34 protein-coding genes are annotated in these 26,832 nt (G+C 70.1%); 21 read left to right on the plus strand and 13 right to left on the minus strand.

Translation table 11 applies throughout. From position 1 onward, the window contains the following. Nucleotides 1-33: 33 nt before the first annotated feature. Together FEF34_RS39910 and FEF34_RS39915 are read right to left on the minus strand one after the other, a co-directional pair. Nucleotides 34-621 carry a glutaminyl-peptide cyclotransferase gene (locus FEF34_RS39910; protein WP_171053404.1) on the minus strand — a complete coding sequence of 196 codons (588 nt, stop codon included), beginning with the start codon at nucleotides 619-621 and terminating at the stop codon, nucleotides 34-36. A gap of 189 nt (nucleotides 622-810) precedes the next feature. Continuing rightward, the gene (locus FEF34_RS39915) at nucleotides 811-1,941 is read right to left on the minus strand and encodes an IS630 family transposase (RefSeq protein WP_138058352.1); all 1,131 of its coding nucleotides are present in this window, start codon (nucleotides 1,939-1,941) and stop codon (nucleotides 811-813) included. A gap of 164 nt (nucleotides 1,942-2,105) precedes the next feature. Here FEF34_RS39915 and FEF34_RS39920 point away from each other — a divergent pair. Further along, nucleotides 2,106-3,337 (plus strand): IS3 family transposase gene (locus FEF34_RS39920; protein WP_407698379.1). Its coding sequence is split into 2 segments (ribosomal slippage): nucleotides 2,106-2,429 and nucleotides 2,432-3,337, totalling 1,230 coding nucleotides; the frame shifts between segments, so codons are not numbered across the junction. Here FEF34_RS39920 and FEF34_RS39925 read toward each other — a convergent pair. From FEF34_RS39925 to FEF34_RS39970, 11 genes are all read right to left on the minus strand, one after another. After that, nucleotides 3,315-4,004, minus strand: coding sequence for a phosphotransferase (locus tag FEF34_RS39925; protein WP_325063682.1), 690 nt, complete (start codon nucleotides 4,002-4,004; stop codon nucleotides 3,315-3,317). The genes FEF34_RS39920 and FEF34_RS39925 overlap by 23 nt on opposite strands. After that, on the minus strand, nucleotides 3,946-4,380 hold the full coding sequence (locus FEF34_RS39930; protein WP_234043356.1) for a hypothetical protein: 435 nt from the start codon (nucleotides 4,378-4,380) through the stop codon (nucleotides 3,946-3,948). Before FEF34_RS39930 ends, FEF34_RS39925 begins: the two co-directional genes overlap by 59 nt. Nucleotides 4,381-4,465: 85 nt before the next feature. Continuing rightward, nucleotides 4,466-4,981, minus strand: a complete 516-nt coding sequence (locus FEF34_RS39935) for a putative immunity protein (RefSeq protein ID WP_138057132.1) — start codon at nucleotides 4,979-4,981, stop codon at nucleotides 4,466-4,468. A 630-nt stretch (nucleotides 4,982-5,611) separates the two neighbouring features. Beyond that, nucleotides 5,612-5,893: a DUF6372 family protein gene (locus tag FEF34_RS39940; RefSeq protein WP_138058354.1), complete on the minus strand. Its 282-nt coding sequence runs from the start codon at nucleotides 5,891-5,893 to the stop codon at nucleotides 5,612-5,614. A 94-nt stretch (nucleotides 5,894-5,987) separates the two neighbouring features. Continuing rightward, nucleotides 5,988-6,542, minus strand: coding sequence for a hypothetical protein (locus FEF34_RS39945; protein WP_138058355.1), 555 nt, complete (start codon nucleotides 6,540-6,542; stop codon nucleotides 5,988-5,990). Between the two features lie 1,011 nt (nucleotides 6,543-7,553). Next, nucleotides 7,554-8,936 carry a replicative DNA helicase gene (dnaB, locus tag FEF34_RS39950; RefSeq protein WP_234043358.1) on the minus strand — a complete coding sequence of 461 codons (1,383 nt, stop codon included), beginning with the start codon at nucleotides 8,934-8,936 and terminating at the stop codon, nucleotides 7,554-7,556. Between the two features lie 77 nt (nucleotides 8,937-9,013). Next, nucleotides 9,014-10,198 (minus strand): hypothetical protein, encoded by a 1,185-nt coding sequence (locus FEF34_RS39955; protein ID WP_138058356.1) that lies wholly within the window; start codon nucleotides 10,196-10,198, stop codon nucleotides 9,014-9,016. Nucleotides 10,199-11,120: 922 nt separating this feature from the next. Continuing rightward, entirely contained in the window at nucleotides 11,121-11,243 is a 123-nt protein-coding gene (locus tag FEF34_RS43845) for a hypothetical protein (protein WP_267905311.1), read from the minus strand. Beyond that, on the minus strand, nucleotides 11,240-11,590 hold the full coding sequence (locus FEF34_RS39960) for a hypothetical protein (protein ID WP_138058357.1): 351 nt from the start codon (nucleotides 11,588-11,590) through the stop codon (nucleotides 11,240-11,242). Before FEF34_RS39960 ends, FEF34_RS43845 begins: the two co-directional genes overlap by 4 nt. Before the next feature lie 56 nt (nucleotides 11,591-11,646). Continuing rightward, nucleotides 11,647-12,207, minus strand: a complete 561-nt coding sequence (locus FEF34_RS39965; protein WP_138058358.1) for a UTRA domain-containing protein — start codon at nucleotides 12,205-12,207, stop codon at nucleotides 11,647-11,649. 59 nt (nucleotides 12,208-12,266) lie between these two features. Next, the gene (locus tag FEF34_RS39970; RefSeq protein ID WP_138058359.1) at nucleotides 12,267-13,061 is read right to left on the minus strand and encodes a GntR family transcriptional regulator; all 795 of its coding nucleotides are present in this window, start codon (nucleotides 13,059-13,061) and stop codon (nucleotides 12,267-12,269) included. Nucleotides 13,062-13,623: 562 nt separating this feature from the next. On the opposite strand from FEF34_RS39970, the gene FEF34_RS39975 reads away from it, so the two are divergent. From FEF34_RS39975 to FEF34_RS40070, 20 genes are all read left to right on the plus strand, one after another. Beyond that, nucleotides 13,624-14,010, plus strand: a complete 387-nt coding sequence (locus FEF34_RS39975; protein WP_138058360.1) for a hypothetical protein — start codon at nucleotides 13,624-13,626, stop codon at nucleotides 14,008-14,010. Then, a complete protein-coding gene (locus tag FEF34_RS43850; protein WP_267905312.1) occupies nucleotides 14,007-14,135 on the plus strand; it encodes a hypothetical protein in 129 nt (42 codons plus the stop codon). Before FEF34_RS39975 ends, FEF34_RS43850 begins: the two co-directional genes overlap by 4 nt. Next, on the plus strand, nucleotides 14,135-14,473 hold the full coding sequence (locus tag FEF34_RS39980; RefSeq protein WP_138058361.1) for a hypothetical protein: 339 nt from the start codon (nucleotides 14,135-14,137) through the stop codon (nucleotides 14,471-14,473). Before FEF34_RS43850 ends, FEF34_RS39980 begins: the two co-directional genes overlap by 1 nt. Next, the gene (locus FEF34_RS39985) at nucleotides 14,470-14,871 is read left to right on the plus strand and encodes a hypothetical protein (protein WP_138058362.1); all 402 of its coding nucleotides are present in this window, start codon (nucleotides 14,470-14,472) and stop codon (nucleotides 14,869-14,871) included. Before FEF34_RS39980 ends, FEF34_RS39985 begins: the two co-directional genes overlap by 4 nt. A 34-nt stretch (nucleotides 14,872-14,905) precedes the next feature. Beyond that, complete coding sequence (locus FEF34_RS39990) at nucleotides 14,906-16,525, plus strand: coiled-coil domain-containing protein (protein ID WP_138058363.1); 1,620 nt, start codon at nucleotides 14,906-14,908, stop codon at nucleotides 16,523-16,525. 86 nt (nucleotides 16,526-16,611) lie between these two features. Further along, nucleotides 16,612-17,169, plus strand: a complete 558-nt coding sequence (locus FEF34_RS39995; RefSeq protein ID WP_234043359.1) for a hypothetical protein — start codon at nucleotides 16,612-16,614, stop codon at nucleotides 17,167-17,169. A gap of 2 nt (nucleotides 17,170-17,171) precedes the next feature. Beyond that, the gene (locus FEF34_RS40000) at nucleotides 17,172-17,411 is read left to right on the plus strand and encodes a hypothetical protein (RefSeq protein ID WP_138058364.1); all 240 of its coding nucleotides are present in this window, start codon (nucleotides 17,172-17,174) and stop codon (nucleotides 17,409-17,411) included. A gap of 130 nt (nucleotides 17,412-17,541) precedes the next feature. Beyond that, the gene (locus FEF34_RS41830; RefSeq protein ID WP_171053405.1) at nucleotides 17,542-19,740 is read left to right on the plus strand and encodes a hypothetical protein; all 2,199 of its coding nucleotides are present in this window, start codon (nucleotides 17,542-17,544) and stop codon (nucleotides 19,738-19,740) included. An 11-nt stretch (nucleotides 19,741-19,751) separates the two neighbouring features. Then, nucleotides 19,752-20,177: a conjugal transfer protein TraB gene (locus tag FEF34_RS40015; RefSeq protein WP_234043360.1), complete on the plus strand. Its 426-nt coding sequence runs from the start codon at nucleotides 19,752-19,754 to the stop codon at nucleotides 20,175-20,177. A gap of 105 nt (nucleotides 20,178-20,282) precedes the next feature. Beyond that, nucleotides 20,283-22,568: a hypothetical protein gene (locus FEF34_RS40020; RefSeq protein WP_138058367.1), complete on the plus strand. Its 2,286-nt coding sequence runs from the start codon at nucleotides 20,283-20,285 to the stop codon at nucleotides 22,566-22,568. A 76-nt stretch (nucleotides 22,569-22,644) separates the two neighbouring features. Further along, the gene (locus tag FEF34_RS40025; RefSeq protein ID WP_138058368.1) at nucleotides 22,645-23,112 is read left to right on the plus strand and encodes a hypothetical protein; all 468 of its coding nucleotides are present in this window, start codon (nucleotides 22,645-22,647) and stop codon (nucleotides 23,110-23,112) included. Nucleotides 23,113-23,121: 9 nt separating this feature from the next. Next, nucleotides 23,122-23,430 (plus strand): hypothetical protein, encoded by a 309-nt coding sequence (locus tag FEF34_RS40030; protein WP_138058369.1) that lies wholly within the window; start codon nucleotides 23,122-23,124, stop codon nucleotides 23,428-23,430. 111 nt (nucleotides 23,431-23,541) lie between these two features. Then, nucleotides 23,542-23,736 carry a hypothetical protein gene (locus FEF34_RS40035; RefSeq protein WP_138058370.1) on the plus strand — a complete coding sequence of 65 codons (195 nt, stop codon included), beginning with the start codon at nucleotides 23,542-23,544 and terminating at the stop codon, nucleotides 23,734-23,736. A gap of 17 nt (nucleotides 23,737-23,753) precedes the next feature. Then, complete coding sequence (locus FEF34_RS41835) at nucleotides 23,754-24,098, plus strand: DUF7739 domain-containing protein (RefSeq protein ID WP_171053406.1); 345 nt, start codon at nucleotides 23,754-23,756, stop codon at nucleotides 24,096-24,098. Continuing rightward, nucleotides 24,095-24,580, plus strand: coding sequence for a zinc ribbon domain-containing protein (locus FEF34_RS40045; protein ID WP_138058371.1), 486 nt, complete (start codon nucleotides 24,095-24,097; stop codon nucleotides 24,578-24,580). The genes FEF34_RS41835 and FEF34_RS40045 overlap by 4 nt, the downstream gene beginning before the upstream one ends. A 121-nt stretch (nucleotides 24,581-24,701) precedes the next feature. After that, the gene (locus FEF34_RS40050) at nucleotides 24,702-25,259 is read left to right on the plus strand and encodes a hypothetical protein (protein WP_138058372.1); all 558 of its coding nucleotides are present in this window, start codon (nucleotides 24,702-24,704) and stop codon (nucleotides 25,257-25,259) included. A 65-nt stretch (nucleotides 25,260-25,324) separates the two neighbouring features. Continuing rightward, nucleotides 25,325-25,942, plus strand: a complete 618-nt coding sequence (locus FEF34_RS40055) for a hypothetical protein (protein WP_138058373.1) — start codon at nucleotides 25,325-25,327, stop codon at nucleotides 25,940-25,942. Continuing rightward, nucleotides 25,939-26,175 carry a pRL2-19 gene (locus FEF34_RS40060; RefSeq protein WP_171053407.1) on the plus strand — a complete coding sequence of 79 codons (237 nt, stop codon included), beginning with the start codon at nucleotides 25,939-25,941 and terminating at the stop codon, nucleotides 26,173-26,175. Before FEF34_RS40055 ends, FEF34_RS40060 begins: the two co-directional genes overlap by 4 nt. A gap of 85 nt (nucleotides 26,176-26,260) precedes the next feature. Beyond that, complete coding sequence (locus tag FEF34_RS40065; RefSeq protein WP_138058374.1) at nucleotides 26,261-26,542, plus strand: hypothetical protein; 282 nt, start codon at nucleotides 26,261-26,263, stop codon at nucleotides 26,540-26,542. Further along, a complete protein-coding gene (locus FEF34_RS40070) occupies nucleotides 26,539-26,787 on the plus strand; it encodes a hypothetical protein (RefSeq protein WP_138058375.1) in 249 nt (82 codons plus the stop codon). The genes FEF34_RS40065 and FEF34_RS40070 overlap by 4 nt, the downstream gene beginning before the upstream one ends. Nucleotides 26,788-26,832 lie beyond the last annotated feature (45 nt).

A 26,832-nucleotide genomic window follows, 5' to 3' on the forward strand; every position in this document is an offset into this window, starting at 1 on the left:
GCAACGCGGGCCTACTCGATGACCAGAAGTCGATCACTCGGGAAGGTACGCCCTTCGCGTTCCGCGAGGCACCCTCCCGGGTCCGATCCACAGGTCTTGAGCATTGCTCGGGGTGCGAAAGAGATTGGTCCACAGGCGTCCGCGAGCGTAGGTGAGGTCATTGAGCCTGCCGATTGGATCGCTCCCGCAGGCCGCGGCGGTGGCGCGAAGCGTACGCACCGGGCACAGGGCGTGGGCGTTGCGCACGACCAGTTCATCGGTCCCGTCAGTGGTGACCAGGACTCCTCCCATCCGACAGGCTCCCCAGCCATGCCGGTCCAGCGCAACGGTCTGCTGCAGTGTGCGGGTACGAGGGCACCAGCGTAGCGCCAGATGCTCTTTCCAAGTGAGCTGCCACAGCGAGCAGCCGATACGGCAGATGCCTTCGCCGAACAACTCGTCACCAAGGGCACCGACCCATTGCAGAACAGCGTCGCCCAGCCGATAGCAGCGCAACGTGGATTGCCCGTACAGGCCGGTGCTCTCCCACACCAAATCGCCCTCGACGACCAGGCCTTGCGTAAAACCCTGTCCTGGGTGCGGGTAGCGCTCAATAACCTCGACCCCAAGGGTCGGGACCATCCACCTCGAAACGCGCGGACCCTCCACAGCACCTGGCACCATGGCGTTAGTCGTGGTCCTGGCCGTAACGCCCACGCGGTCGCGACGCAGAAACGGGATCCAACGTACCGCACCTCCATCCAGGGCCAGTGGCCGACACCTAGGATCCATCTTGGGGGGTTCCGGTGAGAATGTCTAACTAGTGCCGCGTCAGGCAACGTTCGCCCTGTCGACGACTGCGCGTAGGCGCCGGTCGTCGGCGTGGCGGTTTCGCCAGATGATGTAGCGGCGGATCATGCTGCCCTGTTCTTTGTGGTCGGCATGGTCGGTGCCGTCGAGGGTGAAGTAGCGCAGGGCAGTGAACTGGGCCTCGATGCGGTTGAGCCAGGAGCTGTTCGTCGGGGTGTAGGCGATCTCGACGTTGTTCGCCTCGGCCCAGGTGCCGACTCGCTGACACTTCTTCGTGGTCAGGTGCGGAGAGTAGTTGTCACAGACGATCGCGATGCGGACCTCGGGCGGATAGAGGCTGCGCAGGTAGCGGCAGAACTCCAGGAACTGGGTCCGCTTTTTGACCAGCTTGATGTGGCCGTAGAGCTTGTCCTTGGTCAGATCCAGGGCGGCGAACAGGTGCCGTACTCCGCCGTAGCGGTTGTAGGTCGCCCGCCGCCTGCGGCGTGGTTCGCGGTCGCGGTTCTTGTGCTTCCCGCCGCGTTCGGCCCATTGCCGGCCGGGGTGGGGCATCAGGTTGAGCGGCCCGAACTCATCCATGCAGAAGACGACTTCGGGCTCGCCCTTGTCGGGTATGACCTCGCCGTCGGCGATCGCGTAGAGGTGCTCGACCCGGGCCTTCTTGGCCGCGTAGTCCGGATCGCGGGAGGTTTTCCAGGTCTTCAGACGTTGAAAGGAGACGCCTTCCTCGCGGAGCAGGATGCGCAGTCCCTCGTGGCTGATGTCGTCGACCACCCCCTCGGCGACCAGGAAGTCCGCCAGCTTGGTCAGGCTCCAGGTCGAGAACGGCAGGTCGTGCTCTGTCGGCTTCGACTTCGCGATCTTCTTGATCTCGCGCCGCTCGGGCAGCGTGAACGTCTTCGGACGGCCGCCCTTGTACTTCGGATACAGCGACTCGAAGCCGTCGACGTTGAAGTTGTGGATCACATCCCGGACCCGGTCCGCGCTGGTGAACGACACCTCGGCGATCTTCACCACCGGCATGCCCTGCGCGGACAGCAGGACCATCTGGGCACGCCGCCAGGTCACCACCGACCCGGTGCCCCGGCGGATGATCCGCAGCAGCCGCCTGCCCTCGTCATCATCGATCTCGCGTACCCGCACCCGCTCCACAGATCAGCAGCCTGACCGATCCGTGCAGCCCACACCCGGTCCATCGCCGACACCGGCATGCCGCCGCAACCACGCCGACTCCGCGGGCGTCAGAGGGACCTGTCCCCGAGTGGTGGACACCTCTGAGCCCGGCCCCGCCAGGGGCCGGGTAGGAGGCATCTCTTATGGTGATGAAGGTCTACTCGCCCGAGTTCAAGGCGGACGCTGTCGCGCTGTACCTGTCGGACCCGAGCCACACCTTCGAGGGCATCGGCAAAGATCTGGGGATCAGCCGCGAGACGCTGCGTAACTGGGTGCGGGCCGAACGGGCCCGCCGCGGCGGGGGCAGCACGACGAGCACGGAGAAGAGCACGGTGGATTCCCCGCCGACGGCCGAGGAGCTTCAGGCCGAGAACGAGGCCCTGCGCCGGGAGCTGGCGGCAGCGCGCAAGGAGATGCAGAAACTCGCCACCGAACGGGATATTCTCCGCAAGGCGACGAAGTTTTTCGCACAAGAGATGACCTGGTGACCAGCCGCTTCCAGTTCGTCGAGGACCATCACCGCGCCTGGGGCGTGAAGCGGTTGTGTCAGGTGCTGGAGGTCGCCCGCTCCAGCTTCTACAAGTGGCGGGCCGGCCGCGCGGCCCGCGCCGCGCGTGAACAGGCCGACGTCGCTCTCGCCGAGCGGATCAGGGCCGTGCACGCCGAATGGGACGGCACCTACGGCCGGCCCCGTATCACCGCCGATCTGCGCGAGGACGGCGAGCGCGTGAACCACAAGCGCGTCGGACGGGTCATGCGCAAGTACGGCATCGCCGGGCTGCGGCTGCGCAAGCGCCAGGTCACCACCGTGCCCGAACCATCCGCCGCAGCGATGCCCGACCTGCTGGGGCGCGACTTCACCGCGAGCGCACCCAACACGAAGTACGTCGGCGACATCACGTACCTGCCGGTGGGCGACGGCGAGTTCCTGTATCTGGCGACCGTGATCGACTGCTTCTCGCGGCGGCTGGTGGGCTGGTCGGTCGCCGACCACATGCGCACCTCGCTGGTCACCGACGCGCTCCGGGCCGCCGTCCGGACGCGGGGCAGCCTGGCCGGCGCCGTCTTCCACAGCGATCACGGAGCCCAGTACAGCTCCCGTGAATTCGCGGCCGTATGTGCCGAGTTGGAGGTGAAGCAGTCCATGGGCGCGGTCGGGACCAGCGCGGACAACGCCCTCGCCGAGTCGTTCAACGCGACCCTCAAACGCGAGACGCTCCGTGGCGCCCGCCGCTTCGACGGGGCCCGTGCCTGCCGCCTGGCGGTCTTCCGCTGGACCACCCGCTACAACACCCGGCGACGGCACTCGGCGAACGGACAGCAGGCACCGATCGCCTACGAACAGCAGTCAGCTACCCTGACGCTTGCCGTATAACGACACGAACAGGTGTCCACCCTTCGGGGCCAAGGCCCAGATTCGGGTCATCCAGCTTCACCCGGACCACCTCCTGCATCCGTCCGGCCGGATCGGTCCGGCAACCGCTGCGGATAGCGTGCAGCAACAGCCCCCGCCCCAGGCGGGCGGCGAAACCCGGCACCTCCGCACTGCCCACGGTCACCATGGTCATCGCCACATCGGCAGCCGGATCACCAGCGCCCGCATTGCACCAGTCGATCACTACCGGTCCCCGCCGGGTCAGAATGACGTTGCCTGGATGCAGGTCCAGATGCAGCACCCGGTCACCACCTGCCGTGCCGAACCGCTTGGGCAGCCACTCCGGTGCCGGCAGCGCATGCAGTCGATCGTGCAGGTGGCCCAGCTCCCGGCCGAGAGATCCCACCCGCCACGGGCGCCGGGCCAGGACATCCAGCATCGTCGGCCCGGCCAGCCGCTCAAGAACCATGTCCGTTTCGGTGATCTCGTACACCCGCGGCACCGGATACCCACATGCCGCAAGGTGCGTCATCAAGCGTGACTCCAGACCGGTGGGCCCCCTGTGCCGGTACCGCCGCAGCACCCTGGACTCATCCAGGGCATACACATCAGCATCCCGGCCCCGCGCGATCAACTCCATGCGGTGCAGTCTGCATTGACGGCCCATCCCTCGCCAACAGGGCGAACGTTGCCTGACGCGGCACTAGCTCCTGGCCCACCGTCCTCACCTGCACCGGGCCGTCGGCCGCCCGCACGATCGCCAGAATCCTGCGATAGTCACCGGGCAGCGCCATCTCGTCCGGGCTGTCTCCACGGTGCGGGATCAGCAGCACCGCACGCCCCGCCACCTGCACCTTCACCGGAGCTTGTGCCACGGCGGCCTCTGCCTCGGCCCGACCCCGCTCGGCCAGTCGGTGCAGGACCCGCTCGGCGATCACCAACTCCTCCCGCTCCGCCTGAACTTCCTGAAGCCGCTTGCCCAGCTCCTCGGCGAGGGCGTCCAGCTCGCTCCGGCGAGCCGTAATCCGCTCCAGCTCATACATCCCCGCACCCTCCGCAACCCGGCGGCGTATCCGCACGGCGACGGATCGTAGACGGAACCCCACGGCAGGCGCAGCAGAATCCGACTCAGCAATCGAACACCGACCAGCAGATGTCGTTGCGCAGCCGCTGGTCATCAAGTACGAGCTCACGGATCGCCTCCGGGAGCTGATCGCGCTGCCACTGGCACTCGAGTCGTCCAGCGGTCTCGCTCTCGCCTTCCGGCGCCGCTGCACGTGCGGCCTTGATGGCGTAGGCGGCCGCGCCGAGCTCGTGCGCGGCGACGTGGGCGACGACACCGGCCTGGCCGGCGGCGTACGCGGCATGTCGTGCTGCCCCACGCAGATCTCTGGCTGCCCCCATCGCATGGCCGCCCGCCGCGCGAGCCTGCATCATCTTGACCTCGCCACGCACCCAGGCCCGGGCATGCTCGATCGCCTGGCGTGGCCGCGGGTCACCGGGCTGGGCCGACTCGAAGAGGCCAAGGACGTGCTCTGCACACGAGGCCGCCCATAGAGCGAGGAGATGGTGATCCGCATCAGTGAGAGTCCCACCACGGCGGATCGTCACGAAGCGAGGATCCCGGACCTTCGGGAGGATCATGACGTGCACTCCCTCCTGCGCACATCGGCGCCACTCGCTGCGGTGCGCCCTGGCGGCCGGTCAGCCGCCTGGCACGGGGAACGATCCAGAGTGCTCGCCAGACCCTACGGCAAGTACAGCAGAACCCGAGAACCACCCCAGCTGACCTGTCAGACGATCTTCGCCGTGGACACCGGCCACTGACCAGCGTGAGCACGCTGAAAACCACGCACACCAGATCCGTGACCTGCCACTTCACGATGCACACTGCTCAATGGGTCCAACCCCGGCTTGGCCGGGTGCCCCCGCACGGTGCCCTCGAGGGCGCCCGACGAGCCGCGCGTTCCTGCAGGAGCGGGACGACTTCGGGTACGGCCTGGCGCTATGACCGGCGCCAGCCGACGCCTTCCAGATCATCGGCGGCCCGTCGCGCAGCCTCCTCCCAGGACAACCTCCAGGGCAGTCGGCTGCGGCGTGCCTGCCGCAGACGTTCAAAGGAGCGGGTCAGCCAACCACGCGGGGCGTTGGAACTCTGCTGATCATTCATCGGGCGACAGATTACGTCGAAGCCTCCGGATGGCCGCCGCGTCGGCGCATCCTGATTCGCGGACGCCTGGTCACGGCAGATTGGGGTCGTTAGGCCTAATGTCCCTAACCGGTCTGCGGCGGCTCGGCGAGCGGGGTGATCGCGGCGTAGCAGGAGGCGCACAGCGGCAAGGCGTCGGTGATCTCGCCCGGCCCCTGGTGCGGGCCGGCGGGGGAGACCACGCGCAGCAGGAGCCCGGGCTCGGCGGCTGCCGTACACGCGCCCTCGCCTTGGTGGTAGAGGCGGCACACGCAGCGGCAGCCGCCGGGCCGGTGCTGTTCCCAGGTGAACAGCCACGTCTTCTTGAGGTAGAGCACAGGGCACTCGGGCGCGGGATGGCTGGCCATGAGGCAAGACGGTAGCGACTCCGAAGCTCTCCTGCTCAGGCACGGTCAGACCTGTTGGACCCAACAGACCCAACCGGCGGCCGCGTTCCGGGGCTCAGGGAGTGCTCACCAGCGGCTCGGCGGGCCGGATCTCGGTGACGCGGTCGCTGCGCCACAGGACGATCTGCGTGGTACCGAAGCCGTACCAGCCCGCGCCACGGGCCGCCCTCAGCCTCGAGTCGGCTCGCTCCCAGTAGGCCAGGCGCTGTTCGTCCTTCGGATCGACGTCGTACGGGGCAGCCGTGATCACCGCAGGGCGGGAGTCCTTCAGCCAGGCCACGGCGTGGTCCATCCAGCCGCTGTCCGGGTGGGGCGAGCCGTACCGTGTGCACCGGCTGCCGCGTTCGGCGGAGAACGGGCACCGCTTGCTCCCGTCGCGCCCCAGCCACAGCGGGCAGCAGCCTGCCGGACTCAGCCGCAGCCCGTAGCGCTCGGCCCAGGCGACCATGACCTCCTGGCGCGCCTTCGTCTCGCTCATGCGGCGCTCGTACGCCTCGCGGCCCTTGCGGCGCAGGCTGAGCGGCGGGTATTCCAGCCCGTAGGGCCAGCGGGCATCACAGTCGCTCTGTCCGAGAACGGCGGCGGCGCGGTCGTGCAGGTCGGGCGTCATGCCCTGGGCAACGATCAGGAGGCGCCCGGGTTGTCCTGCTGGCGTCCCAACTCGGCGCCGTGCGCGAGCTGCCGGCGGCACCCGGGGTCGCATATACGGATGATCTAGCCGAAAACACCCCTTGACCAGCGCGGATGCCGCACAGTCGGGGAAGGCGATCAAGCAAAACAGGCCCGAGACGAGGCGCGAAGGGGGCCAGGAGCGCCCAACTCTCAATCTGCGTCGGGGAATGCCGGTCAAGCCCTGAGAGCCGCACAGGGCCACTCAGGGACGCACCGCCCTGCTCTTGTAAGTCGCCGCGCGAAGCGCGTCTGTGTTCATCGGCGGAGCCGATGGGCTTGAAAGGTCGGGCCCGAAGGGCACCACTTTGGGTAGTGACCTGCAGGTTCTCCCTCAGCGTCAGCCCCACGCGAGGCCCCGTCACCCGCCAGGGTGACGGGGCCGAGCCCCCTCCCTCTGCTATTAACAGGCCCTTGCGCTCGTAATACGCGGCTCCTGTCCCGGTCATGACCGCCACTTCCCGGCCGCCCACCGTCCTCTCCAAGCGTCACGACCTTCGCCCACTGCGCAAGGGGGGGGCAAGATCGTTTATGCCGGGACAGGGCGGAGAAGTGCTCTGACCTGGGGTGTCGGGTACGGCACGGCCGTAGACGACACCCCGGAGGGTGGGCGCAGCGGCCTGTTAATAGCCGGGGTCTTCCGGCCGCGGCCGACGACGGCGCCCCCAGCGCGGGAGTGCGCCGGGGGCGGGCCGGTGTGTGACTTCGAGCGGCTGTAGGTTCTCGCGGCCCGTGTCATCTGCCGGGCCTCTGAACTGCTGGTTCGACGGGCTTCTCACGCCGTGTCACCCGCTGGATTCTCAGCTCCGTGTCATTTCCTCGCCGCTGCGGGCGGGTCCGCCGGAAGCGGCGAGTCTCTGACCTGCGCTGTCTCACGGGGATGTCATAAATGCCATCCAGATGACACGGCGGCTGAGAAAATGACACGGGATTTGAGAACCTACAGCACTCTTCAGGAGTGGGCCATGTCGACGAACCGGCTGTAGTGGCCCTGAAAGGCGGTCGTGATGATCGCGGTGGGGCCGTTGCGGTGCTTGCCGACGATCAGGTCAGCTTCGCCCGCACGGGGGGACTCCTTCTCGTAGGCGTCCTCGCGGTGCAGCAGGATCACCACGTCCGCGTCCTGTTCCAGGGAACCGGACTCACGCAGGTCCGAGACCTGGGGGCGCTTGTCGGTGCGCTGCTCGGGCCCGCGGTTGAGCTGCGACAGCGCGATGACCGGCACCTCCAGCTCCTTCGCCATGAGCTTGAGCTGGCGGGAGATGTCGGAAACCTCCTGCTGGCGGCTCTCGGGACGGCGGCCGCCGCCGTACTGGAGCAGCTGCAGGTAGTCGATCACGACCAGATCGAGCTTGCCGCGCTGCTTGAGCCGACGGGCCTTGGTGCGGATCGACATAGCGGTCAGTTCAGGGGAGTCGTCCAGCAGCAGGTTCGAGGCGTCGACCTTGGCCTTGGCCTTGGCCAGACGGGTCCACTCGCCATCGTCGAGCCTGCCGGAGCGAATGTGGTGCAGCGCGACGGAGCCCTCAGCGGACAGCAGCCGCATGTGGAGCTCCTTGCGGCTCATCTCCAGGGAGAAAAAGGCGCTCCAGAGCTGGTGCTTGATACCAGCGGCGCGGGCGATGTCCAGCCCGAAGGTGCTCTTGCCCATCGCGGGGCGTCCGGCGATCAGGATGAGCTGGCCCGGCTGCAGGCCCTCGGTGAGGCTGTCGAGGTCGGTGAAGCCGGTGGGCACACCGGTCAGCTCACCGGGCTTGCGCTTGCCCGCCGCCTCGATGTCGTCGAACGTCTCGTCCATGCCGTACGAGGCGTCCAGCAGCGACTCGTCGCCGCGCTGACGCACCACACCGTAGAGCCGTTCCTGTGCCCGCTCGACCAGCTCATCGGGCTCGCCGTCGCGGGCGTATCCGCTGGCGGCGATGGCGGTGCCAGCCTCCACCAGGCCGCGGGCGACGGCGGCGTCGTAGACGAACTCGGCGTAGTGCGAGGCGTTCGCGGCGGTGGGCACGGTCTGCACCAGGGTGTGCAGGTAGGAGGCGCCGCCCACCTTGGTGAGCTGCCCGGACTTCGTCAGCGCCGCCGCCATGGTGATCGGGTCGACCGGTTCGCCGGCGGCGGTCAACTCCAGGGCGATGGTGAAGATGGTGGCGTGGGCCGGGCGATAGAAATCCGACGCCTGCAGGATCTCAGCAACGTCGCCGATCGCGTCGGCCGACAGCATCATGCCGCCGAGGACGCACTGCTCAGCCTCCAGCTCCTGAGGCGGGATCCGGTCGAAGGCATGTGGGTCGAAGTCCTCGCTGCCAGCGGGGCGGGTGGGCGGAGGTACGCTCACGGTGGATCTCCGTTCTGGGATTCGAGCGGCGGCCGGTGCCTGGCGAGGAATTCCGGCCGCCGTTGCTGTGTGGATGGTCAGGACGCCGCAGCCAGCGCGGGCGCCTTGCGGCACTCGCACGGACCGATCGGCAAGAACGTCTCCGGGTCCTCGGCGAGACCCGAGCCCTTGCACTTGTCGCACTCCAGGGGGGCGGCCGCGGGGTGGCCCGCACCCACTCCCGCAGGGGCGTCCGGCAGCCGCTTGAGGTGCTTGCGGTAGATCGCAGCCACATCAAAGACCCGCTCCGGGTCGCACTTTCGGGACAGGTGGCTCCGCAGCTGCGGCAGCGTCCACCCGATCGCCAGGGCCTGGTCGACGAGCGGGACCAGGTCCAGCGCGTCGTCGCGGTGCATCTGGCCGGGCAGTCCCACGAGCATGGCCAGTGCCTCCGCCGTCTGCTCGTCTCCGCCGTCGCGGGGCGCCGGCACTGCGGCAGCAGCCGGAGCGGGGTTGTCTTCCGGCGAAGCCGTCTCTCTCGTCTTCTCCGTCTCGGCCTTGGGTGTGACGGACGTTTCCGTTGCGTCACCCGAGGAGGGAGAGAGAGAAGATCCAGAGGAAGACACCAGAGGAAGATCGCGTTCCCCCAGCTCATCGGCCGTGTGCGGGTCGGATTCCCGACCCCGTGGGTCGGATTTCCGACCCATCGGGTCGGATTTCCGACCCGCTTCCCCTGCCGGGTCGGATTTCCGACCCGCTTCGGAAGCTGCCTGGTCAGAGGCGGCAGGGGCATCCTCGGCGCTCTCGTCGACCAGCTCAGCCAGGGCGGTGCCGAGGGCCTTGAGCTTGTCTTCGGTGTTCCGCCAGCCCTGGTATCCCTCCGGTGCTGCGTCGTTGATGCGGATACGCAGCGGCTTGCCGACGGCGCTCGCGCGGGATGAAGTCTTGATGGGCTTGCCCTCGGGCGTCGTCACCAGCCCGACCCTGGTGAGGCCGTCGAGGATGCCCCGCACGCGGGTGAGACTGCTCGGCCCGCCGCTCGGGCTGGGGATCAGCTCGCACAGCAGCTGTAGCGTTAGCTTGCGGACGTGGTTCTTGAACTTGTCGATCACCAGCGACCGCAGGACCAGGTAGCCGCGGACCTCGCCGTCCTTGAGCTGCTCGCACAGGGCGATCCAGTCCATGACCCGGGTGTCGTACCAGCCGTCGTCCTCGGGGCCGTACAGCTCGACGACCTGGTCCGGCGAGGCCGCCGATGCCTTAGGGCGCTTGGGCGAGGTCATCGCGCCACCGTCCCGGTGACCGGCGGAGCGGTGAGGGCGGCGGTGCTGTCGAGCGTGTTCGTAGTCACGCGGCCGTTGTATGGGCCAAAGCAGACACCCTCGTTGGTGCAGGTCAGGGTGCGATTCAGCGAGGAAGTTGTAGTCACAGCGCCTTCGTGTGCGGCCGCGGACGTTAGTGTCTCGGGCTCCGCTGCGGAGGGCCGGAGGGGGCAGTGCATGGAGTGCGATCTCTCCCAATCGGGTAGAGAGCCGCACGTCGGGTGATCATCACCAGGTAACTGGACGGGCCTAGGGCCGGTGCTGCGTAACCCTAGGTTTCTTGGTTACCCTGGCGGTGGTGACCGGGCCCGACCAGGGTCGGGAGCCCGGCGTTACCGCCGACGTACGACTCAGGCGCTGATGGGCTTGGTAGGCCAGTGGCTGAGTCAAAGCTCGAAGTCGAAGGCCGTCCCCTGTTGGCGCAGGGGGCGGCCTTCGGCGTTACGGGTCGCGTTCGTTCATGACGCACATCGTCGAGTCCTTCTCCCGGTCTCGAGAACCGGGGATGTCCTGATGCAAGGCGGCGCATCGAGTGATCGTGCACGACACGCGTGACCTGTGGGAACGCGTTCTCGGCAACCGAGGTTCCGAGAACCCGCACTCCGGGAGAGAACTTGCGTTGTCGTCCCGCAGGGCGGGAAGCGGCGTGTCGCCGTGTCCGATCAGCGCCTCGCTGCCGGTGGGTACGCGTAGCCTGCTAACCAACGCAGGCACCTCCCATCTAGGTGCTTGATCGCGGCGGCGGTGTGTGGAAGCCCGACGCTGCGACCGGCAGGCCCCCGCGATGCGGAGGGCCTGTTCGCGTTTCGCGGGGGCCATCTTCCTCCTCCAGCAGGCTCGGTGTGGTCAGCTCGCGGCTTCCGGCGCGTCGGCGCGTACCCAGTCAGTCGCGGAAGCGTTCGGTGATCAAGCCCCACCCCAGGTGGACTGGGACGTCCTCGTTGGCCAGGTGCGGCGTCTTGACGAGCGGTGTGTTCGGCGACCCGATCACGTACACGTGGCTCACACGTGCTCCTGGTGGACAGCAGAGGCGATGAGGAAGGCCCGATGCGCCTGCACGAGGTAGGCGAAGGCTGCTCCGAGCTGGCCGTACAAGTCAGCGCCGTCGGGTTCCAACTGCTGGGCGGCGGTGACGGCCTGGGCGGCGCGCTCAAGCAGGTCAGCGGCGGCGCTGGGGAGCATGATTGCGTTGCTGTGGGTACGAAGGGCGCAGGCGATTTCGGAGAGTGGGGCGCCGGCGGAGAGGGGACCAGGCCCAGCAGCCTGCGTGACGGCCGGAAGCCAGCCGCCCTCGGCGAGCGCCGAGCGCAGCTCGGTAGTGATATCGGATGCCGAGAGGCGTGCGGTGCTCATCCGAGCTCCTTTCGAGGGGGAGCACGGGCCCCCGGTCGAGGGGGCCCGCACGCGCGTTAGGCGAGGGGGACCGAGTAGCGGAGCTTCCAGCCGCTGCCCAACACGTGCTGGGTCACCTCGACGACGCGTCCGTTCTCGGTACGGCCGACGTGGTTGATCGTGAGGACGGATGCGCCGGCCTGCAGGCCGAGGACGCTCGCCTCGTCGGCCGTGGCCGTGCGCAGGGCGACGTCCTCGGTGGCCTCGGCGCCCTGGTCGAATCCGGCTTCGCGCATCCGGCTGATGATGCCACCTACGCCCGTGTCGACCTGCTCGATGCCGGCGGCCTCGGCGACGTCGACGGGGATGTAGGTCGTCGCGAGCTGAATCAGGCGGTCGCCGTCGAACATCTTGCGGGCGCGGACGACGACTTCGCCCTCAGTGCCCAGGAGCTCGGCGACGTCGGCGGGCGCGGTCTCGCGGCGGACGTCGACCTCGGTCCGAGGGGTGCCTCCGCTGCGGCGGATCTCGGCGTCGTACGCGCCGTGCGCGCCGTTCTCCTCGCGCTGGTCGGTCCGGTACCGGCTGCGTGCGTCCCGGAGGACCACGCCGTCAGTGCCGATCGTGTTGCTTGCCATGTGCTCTGTGCTCCTTGGGTTGATTGCTGAGTCTGTGGGGTGCCCGAGAGGCTGGGTGCTTACGAGCCGATCTCCCACTCGTATGCGAGCCGCCACTTCGTACGAGGCATGACGTGTAGGCAGACCTCGACGATGCGCCCCTCTGCGGTGATCCCCATATGGGTGATCTCCAGGACGGCCTGGTCGACCGGGATACCGAGTCCCGCCGCCTCTTCCTCAGAGGGCGGACGAACCTCGATCTCCTCTCGCAGGCGGACCTGCGCCTGTCCAATCTCGGCCAGCCTGGACTTGCTGCCGCCCGGGCCGGTGTTCTGCTGCTCCAGCTGTGGGCACTGGTCGGCGAGATCCGGAGGGAACCAGGACGTGGCGAGCTGCACCACCTCGCTGACCTCATCGTTGTCGGGGAAGGTGACGGGCATGACCCGCGCACGCTTGAGGGCCTTCGAGGCGTGGTGAAGGCCAAGCAGCTCGGCGACACACTTTGGTGGACGCTCCCGAGCGATCACGACGGGTGTCGGCTTGGGGACCAGACCCATGCGGCGGATCTCGGCGTCGAAGGCTCCGACCGCGCCGCCCTCTGACCGAGCGGTCGGCAGGTACCGGCCAGTGCCGTCCCGCAGGACCTTGCCCAGTACGAGGCTGACGTAGGTGCCCTTGCCGCGGCGCGTGAAGACAAGGCCTTGATCTTCCAGGAGTCCGTACACGTCCCGGGCGGTCTGGTAAGCGATGCCTTCGGCCGCCTGCAGTTCAGGGACGCTCGGCAGAGCGGAGCCGGGCGGATATACGCCCCGCTCGATCTTCGCCGCGATGCTCGCGGCGATTCGCGGCACCTTTCCGGGCTCCCTCTTCGTCATGCCTCTCTCCGTCTCGTATCCGATATGGGACTCCCTCCCACGACACGCGGCCCAGCATGACATGTCTAGTTGTCTTCCGAAAGTCGAGATCGCGCGCATCTCTCAATTGCGCGGAAAAGTGCAGGTCAAGTGCCCCTGATCCCGACGCTTAACTAGACAGGTTGACACCCGTCGAGACGGGTGGGTTAATCGAAGCGCTCGGCCACCTGACTAGTTAAGTGAGGGGCTGGGTGTTTGGAGCGCAGCCATGCCTGATGGCGGCTTCAGCACGGCTCGCGAGGGCACGGCTGGATGGCCGCTCGTTCTTTGAGAACTCAACAGCGTGCCAATTGATGCGATTTGGGCGTGATACCGCCGGGCCTCTCCTTCCGTTGGAGGGCGTCCGGCGGCATCCAAAACCAGTGGTCAGAAGAGGGCGAGCCCGACAGGCAGGGCTCTCCGGAGAGGGGTTCGACTCCCCGCTCGCCTACCGCGCCGCTCAGACGGCGCGACCCCCGGCACGGCGTTGCACCGCCATGTGTGCCGGGGGTCCACGGATCCCACCTGCTAGGAGCTGATCCGCATGACCATCATGCCGTCCGACCTGCCGCTGAACTCCACCGGCATCGCCGATGGCTTCAATGACGCCGTCGCCGAGGTCTTCCCCCTGTTCCAGGAGGTCCAGGGGCTGGCCAGGCTCGGCGTCCACGTCGAGTTCACGGTGGCCCCGTCCAACATCGTCGCGACGATCACCGTGACGCCCACCGCCGCGAGCGTTCTGCCGGCGCTGCTCGCCGAGATCGACGACGCCCGCCCCGGGGCGCTGCCCAACGGGCGGCTCGTCGTCACCGGGGCGATGTGCCAGGGCACCGTCACGCTGCGGGTGCTGATCCCGCAGGGCTGGGTGAGCGCCGAGGAGCTCGCGGTGCTGACCGGCACCGCCACCGCCGACCCCAGCGACCTGCTGTGAGCCCGCAGGAGCAGGCGGCCAAGGAAGCCGCCGAAGCCGCCGCACGTGCCGAGGCCGCCCGCCGGCAGGCGGAGGCCGAACTTCGGCGCCACGGCCAGGCCATGTCCGGGGTCGGGGGCAAGTGATGCGCTGGCCGATCAGGCTCGTCCGCGCTTCGGTGCTCGACGAGCTCCGTGAGAAGGCCGACCAGGCCGATGCGCTGCAGACGGTGGCCGACGAGGCAGGCCTCCAGGCCGTGCACTTCGCCGCCACCCAACTCGCCCTGCAGATGACCCAGATCGACAAGGCCCGCGCGCTGGAGAACTTGGACCAGGCGGTCGACGACCTCCAGGTCCACATCCTGCGCCGGGCCCGCGCGATCGAGCTGCTGCAGCAGATCCACGACGTGCCGCCAGAGGCGGCCGAACACATCCGACTCGCGTGCGACGCCCTGATCAGGGGCGGAGAGGTGGTCCCCGCATGAACGCCCTGCTCAGCAAGCCCAAGCGGGTCGTCCGGAACTTCCGCAAGGCCCACGGGGGCATCGAGACCTGGAGCGCCGAGGACTTCGACGTCTTCCAGGACCTGCTCGCCGCCGCCCACACCGGCCCGCTGCTCCGGCTTCGGCTCCGCGCGCAGACGCTGCTGGCCATTGCGTACGCCATGCCGCTCTACACGCTGTCGGAGCTGGTGAACGCGGTGCGCGGCACGTACTGGGACCGGCTGGACCGGTACCTGGACCGCGTCGACGACCGGTGCTCCGACGCCGAGGAGGCGTGCACCCGAGCCGGTGACTGGGCCTTCGTGAAGCGGGTCGGTGACCTCACCGACCGCTTCACGGACGCGGTCTGCCGCATGGCCGACCGCCTCGCCAAGAGCTGATCCGCCCCTTCGTACGACTCCGGAAGGAGGCCCCGTGTCCACCACCGTCGTGGACCTCGCAACGCTCCGCCCCGTCATCGGGGCGGAGCCCACCCCCGCCGAAATCGCCGCGGATGCCCGGGTGGAGGCTCAGCAGATCCTCGACCAGGCCCGCGACGAGGCGGACCGCATCATCGACGCCGCCCAGCGCGCCGTCGAGACGGCGCGCGGCGAGGAAGCCGCCGCCGAGCAGAAGCGCCAGGCGCACGAGCGCCAGGCGATCCGGGCCCGCGAGCTCGCCGACGCCGAGACCGAGGGCGCCGCCGAGATCGTGTCCAAGGCCCGGGAGCAGGCGGCCGCGCTCCTGGACCAGGCCGCCGACCTCGCCTCCAGGCGCCGCACGGCGGCCGAGGAGACACACACCAAGGCCCTCGCCGAGGCCGAGGAGATCCGCAGCCGGGCGCAGGCCCGCGCCGATGAGCTCCTTAAGGAGGCGGAGGCGAAGGCTGGCGAGGCCGAGCGTGTCCGCGCGGCCGCCGAGGCCGATGCGGACCTCAACCGCCGGCGGGCCAATCTCGACCTGGACGAGGAGATCGCCACCCGACGAGCCTCGGCAGAGAAGGAGCTGGCCCGCGACCGAGAGAACGCGGAGCGGGCCCGCGCCGAGCTCCAGCAGGAACTGCACGAGCTCGGCGCGGAGTTCGACCGACAGGCCGAACAGAAGCGGGCACAGCTCGACGCCGAACTCGCCGCCATACGCACGAAGGCCGGCACCGAGGCGAAGGCCATCACCGAGAAGGCCACCAGGGAAGCCGAGTCCCTCCGGAAGGCAGCCGAGAAAGAATCGGCCAGCGCCACCGGGCGGGCCAAGGCCCGCGAGGCCCAGGCCGACAGGCTGCTCAACGAGGCCCGAACTGCCGTCCGGCGCTCGTCGAAGTGGCACAGCATCACCCGGAAGTTCTGGCAGGGCGCCCCATGGGTCGCGCTCGCCGCCGGGGTCGGGCTCGCCGCCTCTGGCGAGTACGAGCTCGCCCGGCTGGTCGGCATCCACCCGTACGTCGCGCCGCTGCTGCCCGTCTCGATCGATGTGTACGCCGTCAGCGCGTTCCGCGCGAAGAAGGACATCGCTCCGGCGCTGTTGCTGATGGCGGGCGCGAACCTGGCGTACCACATCGCCGATCAGGCAGGCATCGGTCACGGCAAGCCGACGCCGTGGCAGCTCACCGCTGCGGTGGTGCTCATCTTCGTGGCGGTGATCTGGCGGGTGCACGCCCTGCTGGGCGATGGCCACGACGCCGCCACCAAGGCGGTGGAGACGGCCGGTAGCCCGGCTCCCGCCGGTGCCGGTAAGGCCGCATCTACCGGAGCCGGTAAGCCGACCGGTAATCCGGCATCTACCGGTAGCGGTAGCGCGAGCGGTAACCGGCCTCCTACCGGTACCGGTAAGTCCGGCTCTACCGGTGGCGGTAACCGCACCGGTAGCGGCGGCCGCCACCGCAGCGGTAAGGGCGGCAGGTCGGGCAGCGGTAACGCCGAGCAGCGCGCCGCTGTACGGGCCCGCGCCGCCGAGATTCTGGCGGCGGGCGAGATCCCCTCGCCTACCGCTCTTGCCGCCGAGTTCGGCATCGCGGATCCCGAGTGGGTCCGCAACCAGATCCGCGCCGTCCGCAGCTGATGCGGCGCGGCGAAGCACGCCGCGGGCAGGGCCCGCCTTTCGCCCCCGAGAGACGGCGGGCCCCTTCCCCGAGAGGAGATCAACCCGTGCCCGAGATCGAGCACATGAAGCAGGAGGTCCTGAACCGCGTCCCCGCGGAGTTCCGGCCGCTGCTCAACCTGGAACACCTGACCGCCTGGACGCTGGACCGGCAGCGCGAGCACAACGCCGACCTGTCCGCCTACGAGGCCGGATACGCCGCGTTCGAGGTGGCGTTGCGCTCGCAGTACATCGCGGGTGACCGCAAGTTCGCCGCCCGCTGGCGGGCCCGGAAGGTGAACAAGCACTGGAAGGCCCTGATCAGGGCGTCGAGGGACGCGGCGCATGCGTCGGAGTCGCTGCGTCTGGCGTACGCCGACCACGTGCGGGAGGTGGCTGCGCTGCCTGCCCAGCGGGCGGAGAAGGCCGCCGCGAAGGCCGGCCGTCGCAAGTCGGTGGGCGGGCTGGCCGCGAAGTCGCTGCACAAGACGGCCGCCACGATGGCCCCCGGCCCCGACCAGGAGGAGTCCACGGCGGGTGAAACCTCAGGTCAGGCGCCTACCGTGGCGTCCGGAGGGCGGAAGATCCGGGGCGTGAACGACCTGTTCGACCGCCAGGGAGCCTGACCGTGCAACAGGTGCAGACGATCAGCCAGGCTCGCGCCGCCCGGCGTCACGCGCACTGGCAGGAGCGCCAGCGCCGCCAGCTGGAGCAGCGCGGCGAGGCGGGCCTGGCCGAGGCGTGGTGGGACCGAGTCCGCGCGCTGTGCAAGGAGAGGGCAGCGGCGGGCGATCCGGAACCGTGGAAGGACCTCGCGCGGACCTTGGAGAACTGGGTGGAGCGCCAGACCAACGGTGACTCCACGTAGCCATCATCACCATCATCATCACCCAGGGGCGGACCGGATCCGGGGGTCAAGGCGAGCGTGCGGGCGCACGAGCGCGCGGGCGCGCGAGGATCCCCCATCCGGTCACCCTCTGTCAACCTCTGGAGGACCCGTGGCTGACGACAACCGGAACGAGAACGTCGTCTCCTTCCGGCCTCGGGGCGGCGCCCCACCGGGGCTTCCCCCGATCCCGGGCGCCGCTCCCCCGGCGCCCCCCGCCGCCCCGCCGACGACCCCGGACGCCGATGCGCCGGACGACGGCGGGGCGGTCTCTCTTCCGGCTCCCCGCCGCCGGCGGTCGGCGGCCGACTCCCTGACCGGCTTCACCCCGTCTCTGCCGCCGACTCCCGGTGGCGGGACCACCGTTGCGCTCCGCTCGGAGGGCACGGGTCGCCCCGAGGGCGGGGACGACGAGGAAGCCGACGGCCCCGGACTCGGGGCAGTGGGTCTCGCGGCGGTCCTGGCCGTCGCGCTGGCCGCCCTGCGCGGCACCGCCACCGCTCTGCAGGACTGGCGCCAGCGCCGCCTGGAACGGGAGGCGGAGACCGCCCCGCTGCGCGAGGCCCGACTCAAGCACCAGCTCGCGAGCGAGGAGGCGGCCGCCAAGCACGGCCTGGCGATGCAGGGCATCAACGACAAGGCCGCCGAGAAGCGCGCCAAGTCCCTCCCCTCCAGCCAGGACTACGGCCGCAAGGCCCTTGGCGGCGGCCGCGGTTCACTCCTGGGCGGCGGTGGCGGCCGCGGCTCCGGCAGCGGGAAGGGCTCCGGCGGCGCCGGCCGTACGTCGAAGCTCGGCTCGACCGGCGCGGGCAGCGGCCCGAAGCCGAAGACCAGGGCCGGCGCCTCGAAGGGAGCGTCGGGCCAGTCGACGTCGCCGAGCAGCGGCGGCAAGGGCTCAGGCGCGAAAGGGGCCAGCTCCTCTGGCAGGGGCATCAAGGCCCCGTCGAAGGGAAAGTCGCCGAGCTCGAAGCACGGCAGCCCGGCGCTGGAGCGGGCCAAGGGCCGCAACGAGCGGCGCGCGGCTGCCCAGGCCGCCCGCCTCGAGCGGCGCGGTGCCAAGCAGGCTGCCGCCCGCCAGGAACGGGCCCAGGTCCGGGGCGAGGAACGCCAGCGCAAACAGGCCGCCGCCGAGGCCCGCCGCGCGGCGAAAGAGGCCAAGGCGGAGGCGAAGAGGAAGGAGAAGGAGGCCGCCGACGCCGACCGGACCACGCTCGGTGAGGCCGCGGCGAAGGAAGCACGACGCCGGTTGACCAAGCGCCGCAAGAACCTGGCCCCGCCCGTGCTGACCACGACCAAGCGCAAGAAGAAGAGGGGCGGCAAGGGAAAGAAGGGTGAGGACGGCGCGAAGCCGGAGGCGACGAAGGTCGACCTGACGAAGAAGCCGAAGCCGGATCCCGGCTCCGGCTCGATGCCCAAGGTCGACCTCACCAAGAAGCCCAAGCCGGACATGGGCGGCACGGGCCCCAAGATCGATCTCACGAGGAATCCGAAGAGCGGCCCCGGCAGGAAGAAGGCCCGGGTGAAGTCGAAGAAGTCCGGCTCGCCGGCCGGCACCGGCCCATCCGCCCGGCGCAAGGCCCGCCGCAAGGAGCGGGCCCGCCGCGCGGGCGAGCGGGCCAAGGCCAAGGCCACCACGACCGAGGACACCACCGCCGGACCCGGGGCCGACTGGGCGTTCTGGGAGCCCCCGCCGCGCGGGGAGCGCCGCAACGCCTACGACTCCATGCGCACCACCGACCCGAACGAACAGGTCGTGTGGACGGCGGAGCCGGTCTTCCCGGCGGGCTACCACGCCCCGGCCCGGGAGCCGCTGACCACCGGGGCCCGGAGCCTTCCGGCCGGCAGCACGAGCACCACGATCACGAAGGAGGCGCCCGTGGGCAACGCGCCCGCTGTCACGACCCCGATGGCCGCCGGGATGAGCCCCGAGCACGTCACCGAAGTCACGCTCGACGACGTCATCGACTTCCTCGACGAGGTGGTCTCGGAGGCGTTCGACACGCACGACGAGTGCGTCCTGCTCGCCGCGAAGGCGAAGGACCTGATGTACGCGCTGGACGAGCTGGCGGCCGTCCTGGCCGGCAAGCACAACATCATCGGCACCCTCACGGCCCTCGCGATGCAGAAGCTCGCCGAGTCGATGGAGCTGCTGTCCCGCAAGGCGGAGGAGATGCAGACCGAGTCCCTGAACGCCGCCGAGACCTGCGAGGTCGCCAAGACGTCCATGGACGACGCCTACCGGCCGCTGACCCAGGCGACCGCGGACGCGGGCCTGCGCACGCCGTCCGCCCGCATCCACAACGAGAACTAGGAGGTCCGTAGGTGTCCGGAGACATCGTTCCCCGCGGCGACACGCTCCCGGCGATCCCCGCCGACGGCGAGGGCCTGGGCTTCCTCGCCCTCAGCGTCCGCGTCACCGCCCTGACCGCTCAGGCCATGCTGCTGAAAGAGAAGGTGTGGGCCCTGCAGCGGCGCATGGACAGCAACGCCGACAAGGCCAGCAACATGTCGGAGATGTGCGACGCGGCCGAAGTCGAGCCGCAGTTCACCGCGCTCATCCTGGACGGCTCCGTAGCCCTGCGGAAAGTCGCCGACGCCTCCGGCGAACTGGCGAATGCCGCCGACGTCATGCAGACCGACGCCCAGGGGTTCAACGACGCCCACCAGGGCGAATACGGCGGCATCTACGAAGCCACGCAGACCATGGGCGTCAAGCAGCCCAAGCCCGGATTCAACGAAGTCAAATAACCGCACAACTACCCGCCCCGCGAAAGCGGGCCGGGCATTCAGCCCCGGGAGGGGCCCGGCGAAATCACCGGGCCCCTCCCCTTTTCTTCTGCTCCCGGAGGGGACATGACGACCGAGATCGTGAAGGCCGAGGCCGCCGCCGGCGAGCGGGGGCTGACGCGCAAGACCGCCCGCCGCCTCGCCCTGGCGGAACGGCTGGTGTACGGGGCGGCCGGCACCTGGGCCACAATCGGCCCCCACATGGAGGTGCCCTGGTGGGCCCACGGCGCGGCCGTGGCCACCGGAGCCGTGACCGGAATCCGGCTGTGGAAGCGCACCGCCGGCGACGACTGGACCGGGCAACTGGCCTCCGCGATGCGGGCGCTGCCGGTGCTGGGCTGGTCGGGCACCTACACGACGGGCCTGCTCGCCCCCGTCTTCGACTACCCCAACGGCTGGCCGATGCTCGCCTCGGCGGCCTGGACGGCCGTGATGGTGCCGATGGCGCCCTGGACGCGCTCGAAAGGCCTGAGGCGGGCGGTCGAGAACCTGCCCGTCTCCTACGAAGAGGCAGCCGAGACCGTGGAGGGCGAGCCGGTCACCTTCGAGGACCACATGCGGGCCCTGTGGAACAGGTCGAAGGACACCGGGGACACCACCCTGGAAGGCATCCAGCAGTACAGCCACGACGAGCCGGACTTCGAGGCGATCGTCCTGGCCCCCGCCGGCCAGGCCGTCCCGCGCACGCTGGACGAGCGGGCCATCGCCGGTGTCTTCGACGTCCCCGTGGACGCTATCGACACCAAGGCTGTCGACGGCTACGGCCCCGGCCGCCTCGCCATCCAGGTCGCGCCCCGCGCAGCTGAGAGGCGACGCGCGGCGGAGGCCCTGGAGACCGAGGCCGAGGAGCCGGGCACCGCCCTGGAACGGATCTGGGCCGAGCACGTCAACTGCACCGGCGGCGCCGCCCCGGGCGTCGACCTGGTCGCGTACAGCATCGGCGAGGAGCAGATCCGGCTGCGGATCGCCGCCCCGCGCGGCAAGACGCTACGGGTCAACCACGAGGCCCTGTGCTCCGCGCTCGGGATCGACGACATCTCCCGCCTCGTCATGGAGGGCGCGGGCCCGCGCGAAGCGGTCGTCTACATCTACCGCGCCAACCCGCTGCTGGAGGTCCGCGCCCCCACGGCGGAGGACCTGACGATGGACGACCGCGGCCGCATCTCCATCGGCGTCGCCCACGACGGCACAGTCGCCCGCATCCAGCTGTTCAACTTCGACACCGGCCGCGCCCAGCACGGCATCACCGCCGGCACCACCGGCGCGGGCAAGTCCGGCCTGATGCGCCTCCTCGGCGCCGCACAGCGCATCTCCGGCGTCATCTCCTGGATGGCCGACGTCCAAGGCGGCATGTCGATGCCGGAGATGGAGGGCCGCGTCGACTGGATGGCCAAGGGCCCGGCCGAGACGATGCAGCAGCTGCGCGCCCTGCACGCGGTGAAGGTCTACCGCGAGACTCACTCCAGCGGCCGCGGCGACTTCGACTTCCACGGCCAGTGGCGGCTCATCCAGTGGACCGGCGACGAAATCAACCGCCTGCTGTCCTCCCTGGACCAAGACATCCGCAAGGAAGCCGCCTGGATGATCGGCGACCTGCAGAAGACCGGCCAGAAGGTCGGCATCGGCGTCGACCTCGCCGTGCAGTCCCTCCACCTCAAGGAGCTCGGCGACAACCACGAGATCCGCGAGAAGGGCAAAGAAGGCCACGTCTTCCTGCTGCGCACCGCGTCCTCCTCCACCCAGGGCATGGGCCTGGACGGCATCGCCCCGATCGGCGCGCACATCTCCCCCATCCCGGAGCGGATCTACGAGGGCGCCGGCGCGAAGGAGCTGTTCGAGGGCACCGCCGCCACCGAGGGCGTGCCCACCCCCGGCATGGGCTGGCTGATCACCGAGGGCAAGGCGATCCTCTTCCGCACCTTCGTCCTGGCCAAGGTCGACGGCCGCTACCCGCAGCTCGAAGAACTCATGGACGGCGCCCCGATGCCGACCCTGACCCCCGGCGAGGCACGGGCGGCCGGCGCCGCGTACGCGCGCCGAGGCACCCCCGCCCCCGCCCCGGCCATGGCTCCCGAGCCCGCGACTGCGCCCGCGCCGCAGGACGCCGCAGGCGAAGGCGCCGAGGCGCCGTCGCCGTTCGCCGCCGCGGCGAAGACCCCCACCATCCGTGAGCGCATCCTCGCCGCCCTGGCCGAGCAGCCCGAGGGCATGGCACTGCGGGACATCCGCAAGGCCGCAGGCTGCGGCACCGAGGACGGCCCCAGCACCGGCAGCGTGAACAACGAGGTCAACAAACTCGCCGCCGAGGGCGCCCTGCTCAGCCTCGGAAAGGGCATCTACCGCCTGCCCTGACCGCACACGGGGACCGGCCATCCCGTCACAGACCGGCCGGTCCCCGCCACTCCCCTCGAAACGAAGGAGCAACGCAGTGGAACACAGCCAGCTCAGCGACGCCCAGGCCGCCGAGGCCAGGCGCCTCATCGCTGACGCCTACCGCCCGACGCCCACCGTGCCGACGTCGTACCGCGACACCAGCCCGGTCCCCGCCATCGGCGACACCCCGCCCGTCCCGCAGCCCGGACGGCCGCCCATGAGCCAGAGGGCCACCGACGTCAGCGGCGTCATGCTCGCCGCAGGCGCTGCCTCCCTACCCATCGGCGGATCCGTGTCCCTGGTGCTCTACACCCTGGGCCACGTCGACCCCGTGAGCCTGGCCATCGGCGCGGGAGCCCCGGTCGCCTTCGTCGCCGCCATCGCCGCGGCCCTGCGCCGCCTGCAGGGCGTGCACACCGAGCACCACCACCACTACAGCGGCACGGTCGTCCAAGACCACAGCAGCGTCACGACCAAGACGCGCGGCCTGATCGCCCGCACGAACAACGACCTCCGCCGCTGATGGCCGGGCATGGACGACGCCACCCTCGCCCGGGCCACGATCACCGTCGGCCTGGACCGGCTCCGCGACCTCGCTCTCGGCGACACCGCCGACACAGAGGACACCGCCCGCGCCCTGCAGGCCCTGCACCACGGCGACGAACCCCGCGTCAGCGTGCTGGACGTCCTCGCCGACCTGCTCGACGACATCGCGGCCCGCTGCGGCGACGACGGCCTGGAGGCCGCCGCCGAGAACCTGGGCGAAGCCGCCGCCGCCATCCGAGGCCAAGCCGGACCCCGGGTCCACCGCGCGCTCGAGGCGATCGCCGACACCGTCTGAGCCCGCTCACCCGGCGCTGCCCCGCCGACAACACCGCAGACCAACAACCGTCAGCCCTGTTGGGCCTAACAGGCCCAACAGGGCTGCCCGCTCGACAAGGAGAACCCATCCGTGGCCGTGTCCCTCAGCGTCGTCGTGCTGCTGGCCATCGTCGTCTTCGTCCTGCTGCGCAACGGCAGCCTGCGCTACCTGCCCGCCCTCGCCGCCGCCGGGTTCGGCTTCTTCCTCGCCTCGACCGGCGCGGCCGGGCCGATCAACTCCGCCGCCAGCGGCCTCGCCAACCTCCTAGCCCAGATCAACTTCTGACCGAAGGGAATCCACCCATGAGCACCCACGTCGTCGTCAGTCACGGCAGCGACTTCTTCGGCCAGGACCAGTTCCCCGTCCGCCAGCTGCGCGAGCTCGGCCAGTACGTGCGCGGCGTCCTGCCCGCCGCCGACCACCCGCCCCTGACCGAGCTCCTGGACGACGCCGGCGACACCGAGCACGCCATCGACTCCGACCGGGCCGCGTTGCTCGCGATCCTGCTCCGCCGCGCGGCCGCCAGCCGCCGCCTCAAGAAGGCGTACGCCGAGACCGCCGCGCGCCTCGGGATTGCCGCCGCCACCGCGGCCGCCGCCCCCGAACCCTGGACCTGGACCACCACCACCGAAAGAAGCAACCAATGACGTACCTCGACGACCTCGCCGAAGCCAAGCGCACTCGCAGGGCGTGGACCTGTACCTGCGGGGCGGACAATCCGAACAGCTACGACGCATGCCACGACTGCCAGGCCCCGAGCTGGACCTGCGCCGCGTGCGGCACCGTCAACCCCCAGCGGTGCAGCAACTGCACCGAGTGCGGCAACGCCTCGGCCGCCGAGGCGATCGGCGACGAGGAGGGGCTCGAGCTGACCCACGAGGAGTGGGTTGCGATGCAGGTCGGCCCGCGCCGCGTCGGCGGCCGCTACGACCACGGGTACGCCGACTCGCAGTACGAGGTCCTCGACATCGACCGCGGCCCGCGCGCGACGTGGCCGAGCTGGCAGATCACCGTGCGCGACACCGACGGCGAGACCCGCAAGCACTGCACCAGCTGGGACCCGCGCCGGGACCGAGCCATTGCCGAGCCGCCCGCCGACGCCCAGGTCAGACCGGATCAGAGCCGTTAGACCCAACACCCCCAACCGAGGGTCCGTGCGGGCATTCCCGCTCGCAATGTCACCGCCGCACGACAGCATGAGGCCCGGAGCCGCCGAAACCGGCCCCGGGCCTCACTTGCGAAAGGGAAGCATGAACCCCGAGAAGGACACCACCGCGCTCGCCGCGATCGAGAAGGCCGCCGCCGGCGGACGCACCCTGTACGCGCCGAGCGTCATGGACGAGGCCGCCGAGCTGCTCACCGAGCTCTGGGCCGCCGGAGAGCGCCACGGCGTCACCCCGACCGACTGGAGCTGGACGACCAGCCTCCCCAGCGCCGCACTCGACGTCATCGCCCGCCGCCACACCAGCGCCCCCGACCCCGAGCGCACCGCCGACCAGGTCCGCGCCCTCCAGCGCGACCTGATCGAGGCCCTGAACTCCCCCGAGATCGGGCTGACCGCACGCCTCGGGCCCCGCGCCTCCGTCATCGTCGAACGGCTCCCCGAGTCGCCGCGCGGCGGCTACCACGCCGACGCCGACCTGGCCGTCGGCATCTACACCAACGGCGGCTGGGACATCAGCTTCGACCACGACATGGCCCCCGTCGTCTCCATCGCCGCCCCGGCCTCCAAGGCCGGCGCCGCCGAGGTCGCCGTCATCGTGCGAGCCGTCGCCCGCGGCGAGCTCGGCAACCCCTTCCGCCCGTAACCACCGCAGGCCAACCCAGCGGGACCGCCGAAACCGGCCCCGCGCCGCCCGTGAGGAGCTCCACCGTGACCGACTGGTCCACCACCACCCTCGTCCGCATCGACGACCCGTACGACCGCAACAGGAGCGACACCGGCGCACCGCTCGACTCCCGCTTCGGCCGCTACCTCGCACGCCGCGTCAACGAGCTGGAGGACGACGAGCGCACCAACCCCGTCGACTTCCTGATCTGGGCCTGGAACATCGCCACCCCGCCCGTGATGAGCCCCGGCTACGTCCGGATCCGCCACGACCTCAAGGCCGTCCGCCTGGACCACTCCGAGGAGGACCGCTCCCTGCTTCTGGCGGTCGAAGTTCCCGTCAGGCACCACATCCTGCCCCGCGGCAACCGGCCGCCCTACAACGTCAGCGACTGGGAAGAGAATCACCACTTCGGCCCGCCGGAGTCGTACCGGCCGCACTACCCGCCGCGCGACGAGAGCCGCCCGGCGCTGCTGCTGTCCGCCGTGCTGCGCCTGCCGGCCGCCGACTGGACCCTGCACAAGCCCGGCGACTGGTCCCGGGTCGAGGAGTTCCTGGTCGACGACGCCAAGCAGGCCGTCGCCACCGCGGTCGACCACATCAACCGCACGGCCGGCCCCCGCATCGCCGCCTTGCTCGGCGACGAGGGAGGCGCCTGGTGAGCACGCTCCCCTCCTCCGAGGACATGTCGCACGCGATGCTGATTGCGCTGCTGATGCACCACGGCGGCTCGATGATCCTCCCCGCCCAGGCGTTCGAGACCGACGCCATGGGCGGCCCCGACGGCTCCTTCCACGCCGTCGAGATGACCCCGCTGAGCGACGGCACCCTGCGCCTGTCCGTTGTCCCCCGCCCGGCTGGCAACAACGGCCGTACCGAGGATCGCGGCCGATGACCGGACCAGCGGTCCATCCCGACCAGAACGAACAAAGGACCAGCGCCGGAGCAGCGGCGTACCGTAGCGGGAAGGGAGGAACAGCATGAGCGACATCGCGACGGCGACGTGGACGACACACATCCGAGGCGAACGGGTGGAGATCCCGGCGACCATCGAGGGCATCCGCGCCGTGCTCGACGAGGCAGACGTGGAGGCGTTCGACGCTGAGGTGGAGAGCACCCCGGCCCAAGACCTCCACCGGGTACTCGCCCGCTGGGCGCTGCCCGCCGAGGCCACGCAGGAGGACGACGAACTGCTTGCCCGACTGAAGGCAGGCGACTTCTCCGGCTGCATCCCTCAAGACGAACCCCGGTCGGTGGCGTGAGCCGCTACCGCATCCAGTACGCAGACCAAGCAGAGGCATCCCGGCAGGCCATGAAACCGGAGTTCCGCACCGCCTTCGAGCAGGCGATGACGGAGACCCTCGGCGACGACCCGTACGGGCACGGCTCCAGCAAGGCCAACGAGTCGGACTACCGGGAAGCCACCGTCGGCGGCGTGTTCGTCGTCTACTTCATCTCTCCTCAGCCCGACGTCCGCGTCGTTACCGCCCTGCGCCTCGTCTTCTGACTTCCCTCTGAGCGGGCTCGCGTCCTCGGACGCGGGCCCGCTTTT

The sequence above is a fragment of the Streptomyces marianii genome, assembly GCF_005795905.1.
Classification (GTDB): Bacteria; Actinomycetota; Actinomycetes; order Streptomycetales; family Streptomycetaceae; genus Streptomyces; species Streptomyces marianii.

Bases quoted from the DNA above. Each gene is read 5' to 3' on its own strand.
- FEF34_RS39985 (WP_138058362.1), top strand. From the start codon at position 14,470: ATGAACGCCCTGCTCAGCAAGCCCAAGCGGGTCGTCCGGAACTTCCGC.
- FEF34_RS39955 (WP_138058356.1), bottom strand. From the start codon at position 10,198: ATGACCTCGCCCAAGCGCCCTAAGGCATCGGCGGCCTCGCCGGACCAG.
- FEF34_RS39940 (WP_138058354.1), bottom strand. From the start codon at position 5,893: ATGGCCAGCCATCCCGCGCCCGAGTGCCCTGTGCTCTACCTCAAGAAG.
- FEF34_RS39975 (WP_138058360.1), top strand. From the start codon at position 13,624: ATGACCATCATGCCGTCCGACCTGCCGCTGAACTCCACCGGCATCGCC.
- FEF34_RS39930 (WP_234043356.1), bottom strand. From the start codon at position 4,380: ATGTATGAGCTGGAGCGGATTACGGCTCGCCGGAGCGAGCTGGACGCC.
- FEF34_RS39965 (WP_138058358.1), bottom strand. From the start codon at position 12,207: ATGGCAAGCAACACGATCGGCACTGACGGCGTGGTCCTCCGGGACGCA.
- FEF34_RS39925 (WP_325063682.1), bottom strand. From the start codon at position 4,004: ATGGGCCGTCAATGCAGACTGCACCGCATGGAGTTGATCGCGCGGGGC.
- FEF34_RS40030 (WP_138058369.1), top strand. From the start codon at position 23,122: ATGGACGACGCCACCCTCGCCCGGGCCACGATCACCGTCGGCCTGGAC.
- FEF34_RS40020 (WP_138058367.1), top strand. From the start codon at position 20,283: ATGACGACCGAGATCGTGAAGGCCGAGGCCGCCGCCGGCGAGCGGGGG.
- FEF34_RS41835 (WP_171053406.1), top strand. From the start codon at position 23,754: ATGAGCACCCACGTCGTCGTCAGTCACGGCAGCGACTTCTTCGGCCAG.
- FEF34_RS39970 (WP_138058359.1), bottom strand. From the start codon at position 13,061: ATGACGAAGAGGGAGCCCGGAAAGGTGCCGCGAATCGCCGCGAGCATC.
- FEF34_RS39960 (WP_138058357.1), bottom strand. From the start codon at position 11,590: ATGAGCACCGCACGCCTCTCGGCATCCGATATCACTACCGAGCTGCGC.
- FEF34_RS39980 (WP_138058361.1), top strand. From the start codon at position 14,135: ATGCGCTGGCCGATCAGGCTCGTCCGCGCTTCGGTGCTCGACGAGCTC.
- FEF34_RS39945 (WP_138058355.1), bottom strand. From the start codon at position 6,542: ATGACGCCCGACCTGCACGACCGCGCCGCCGCCGTTCTCGGACAGAGC.
- FEF34_RS40050 (WP_138058372.1), top strand. From the start codon at position 24,702: ATGAACCCCGAGAAGGACACCACCGCGCTCGCCGCGATCGAGAAGGCC.
- FEF34_RS39910 (WP_171053404.1), bottom strand. From the start codon at position 621: ATGGTCCCGACCCTTGGGGTCGAGGTTATTGAGCGCTACCCGCACCCA.
- FEF34_RS40065 (WP_138058374.1), top strand. From the start codon at position 26,261: ATGAGCGACATCGCGACGGCGACGTGGACGACACACATCCGAGGCGAA.
- FEF34_RS39935 (WP_138057132.1), bottom strand. From the start codon at position 4,981: ATGATCCTCCCGAAGGTCCGGGATCCTCGCTTCGTGACGATCCGCCGT.
- FEF34_RS40045 (WP_138058371.1), top strand. From the start codon at position 24,095: ATGACGTACCTCGACGACCTCGCCGAAGCCAAGCGCACTCGCAGGGCG.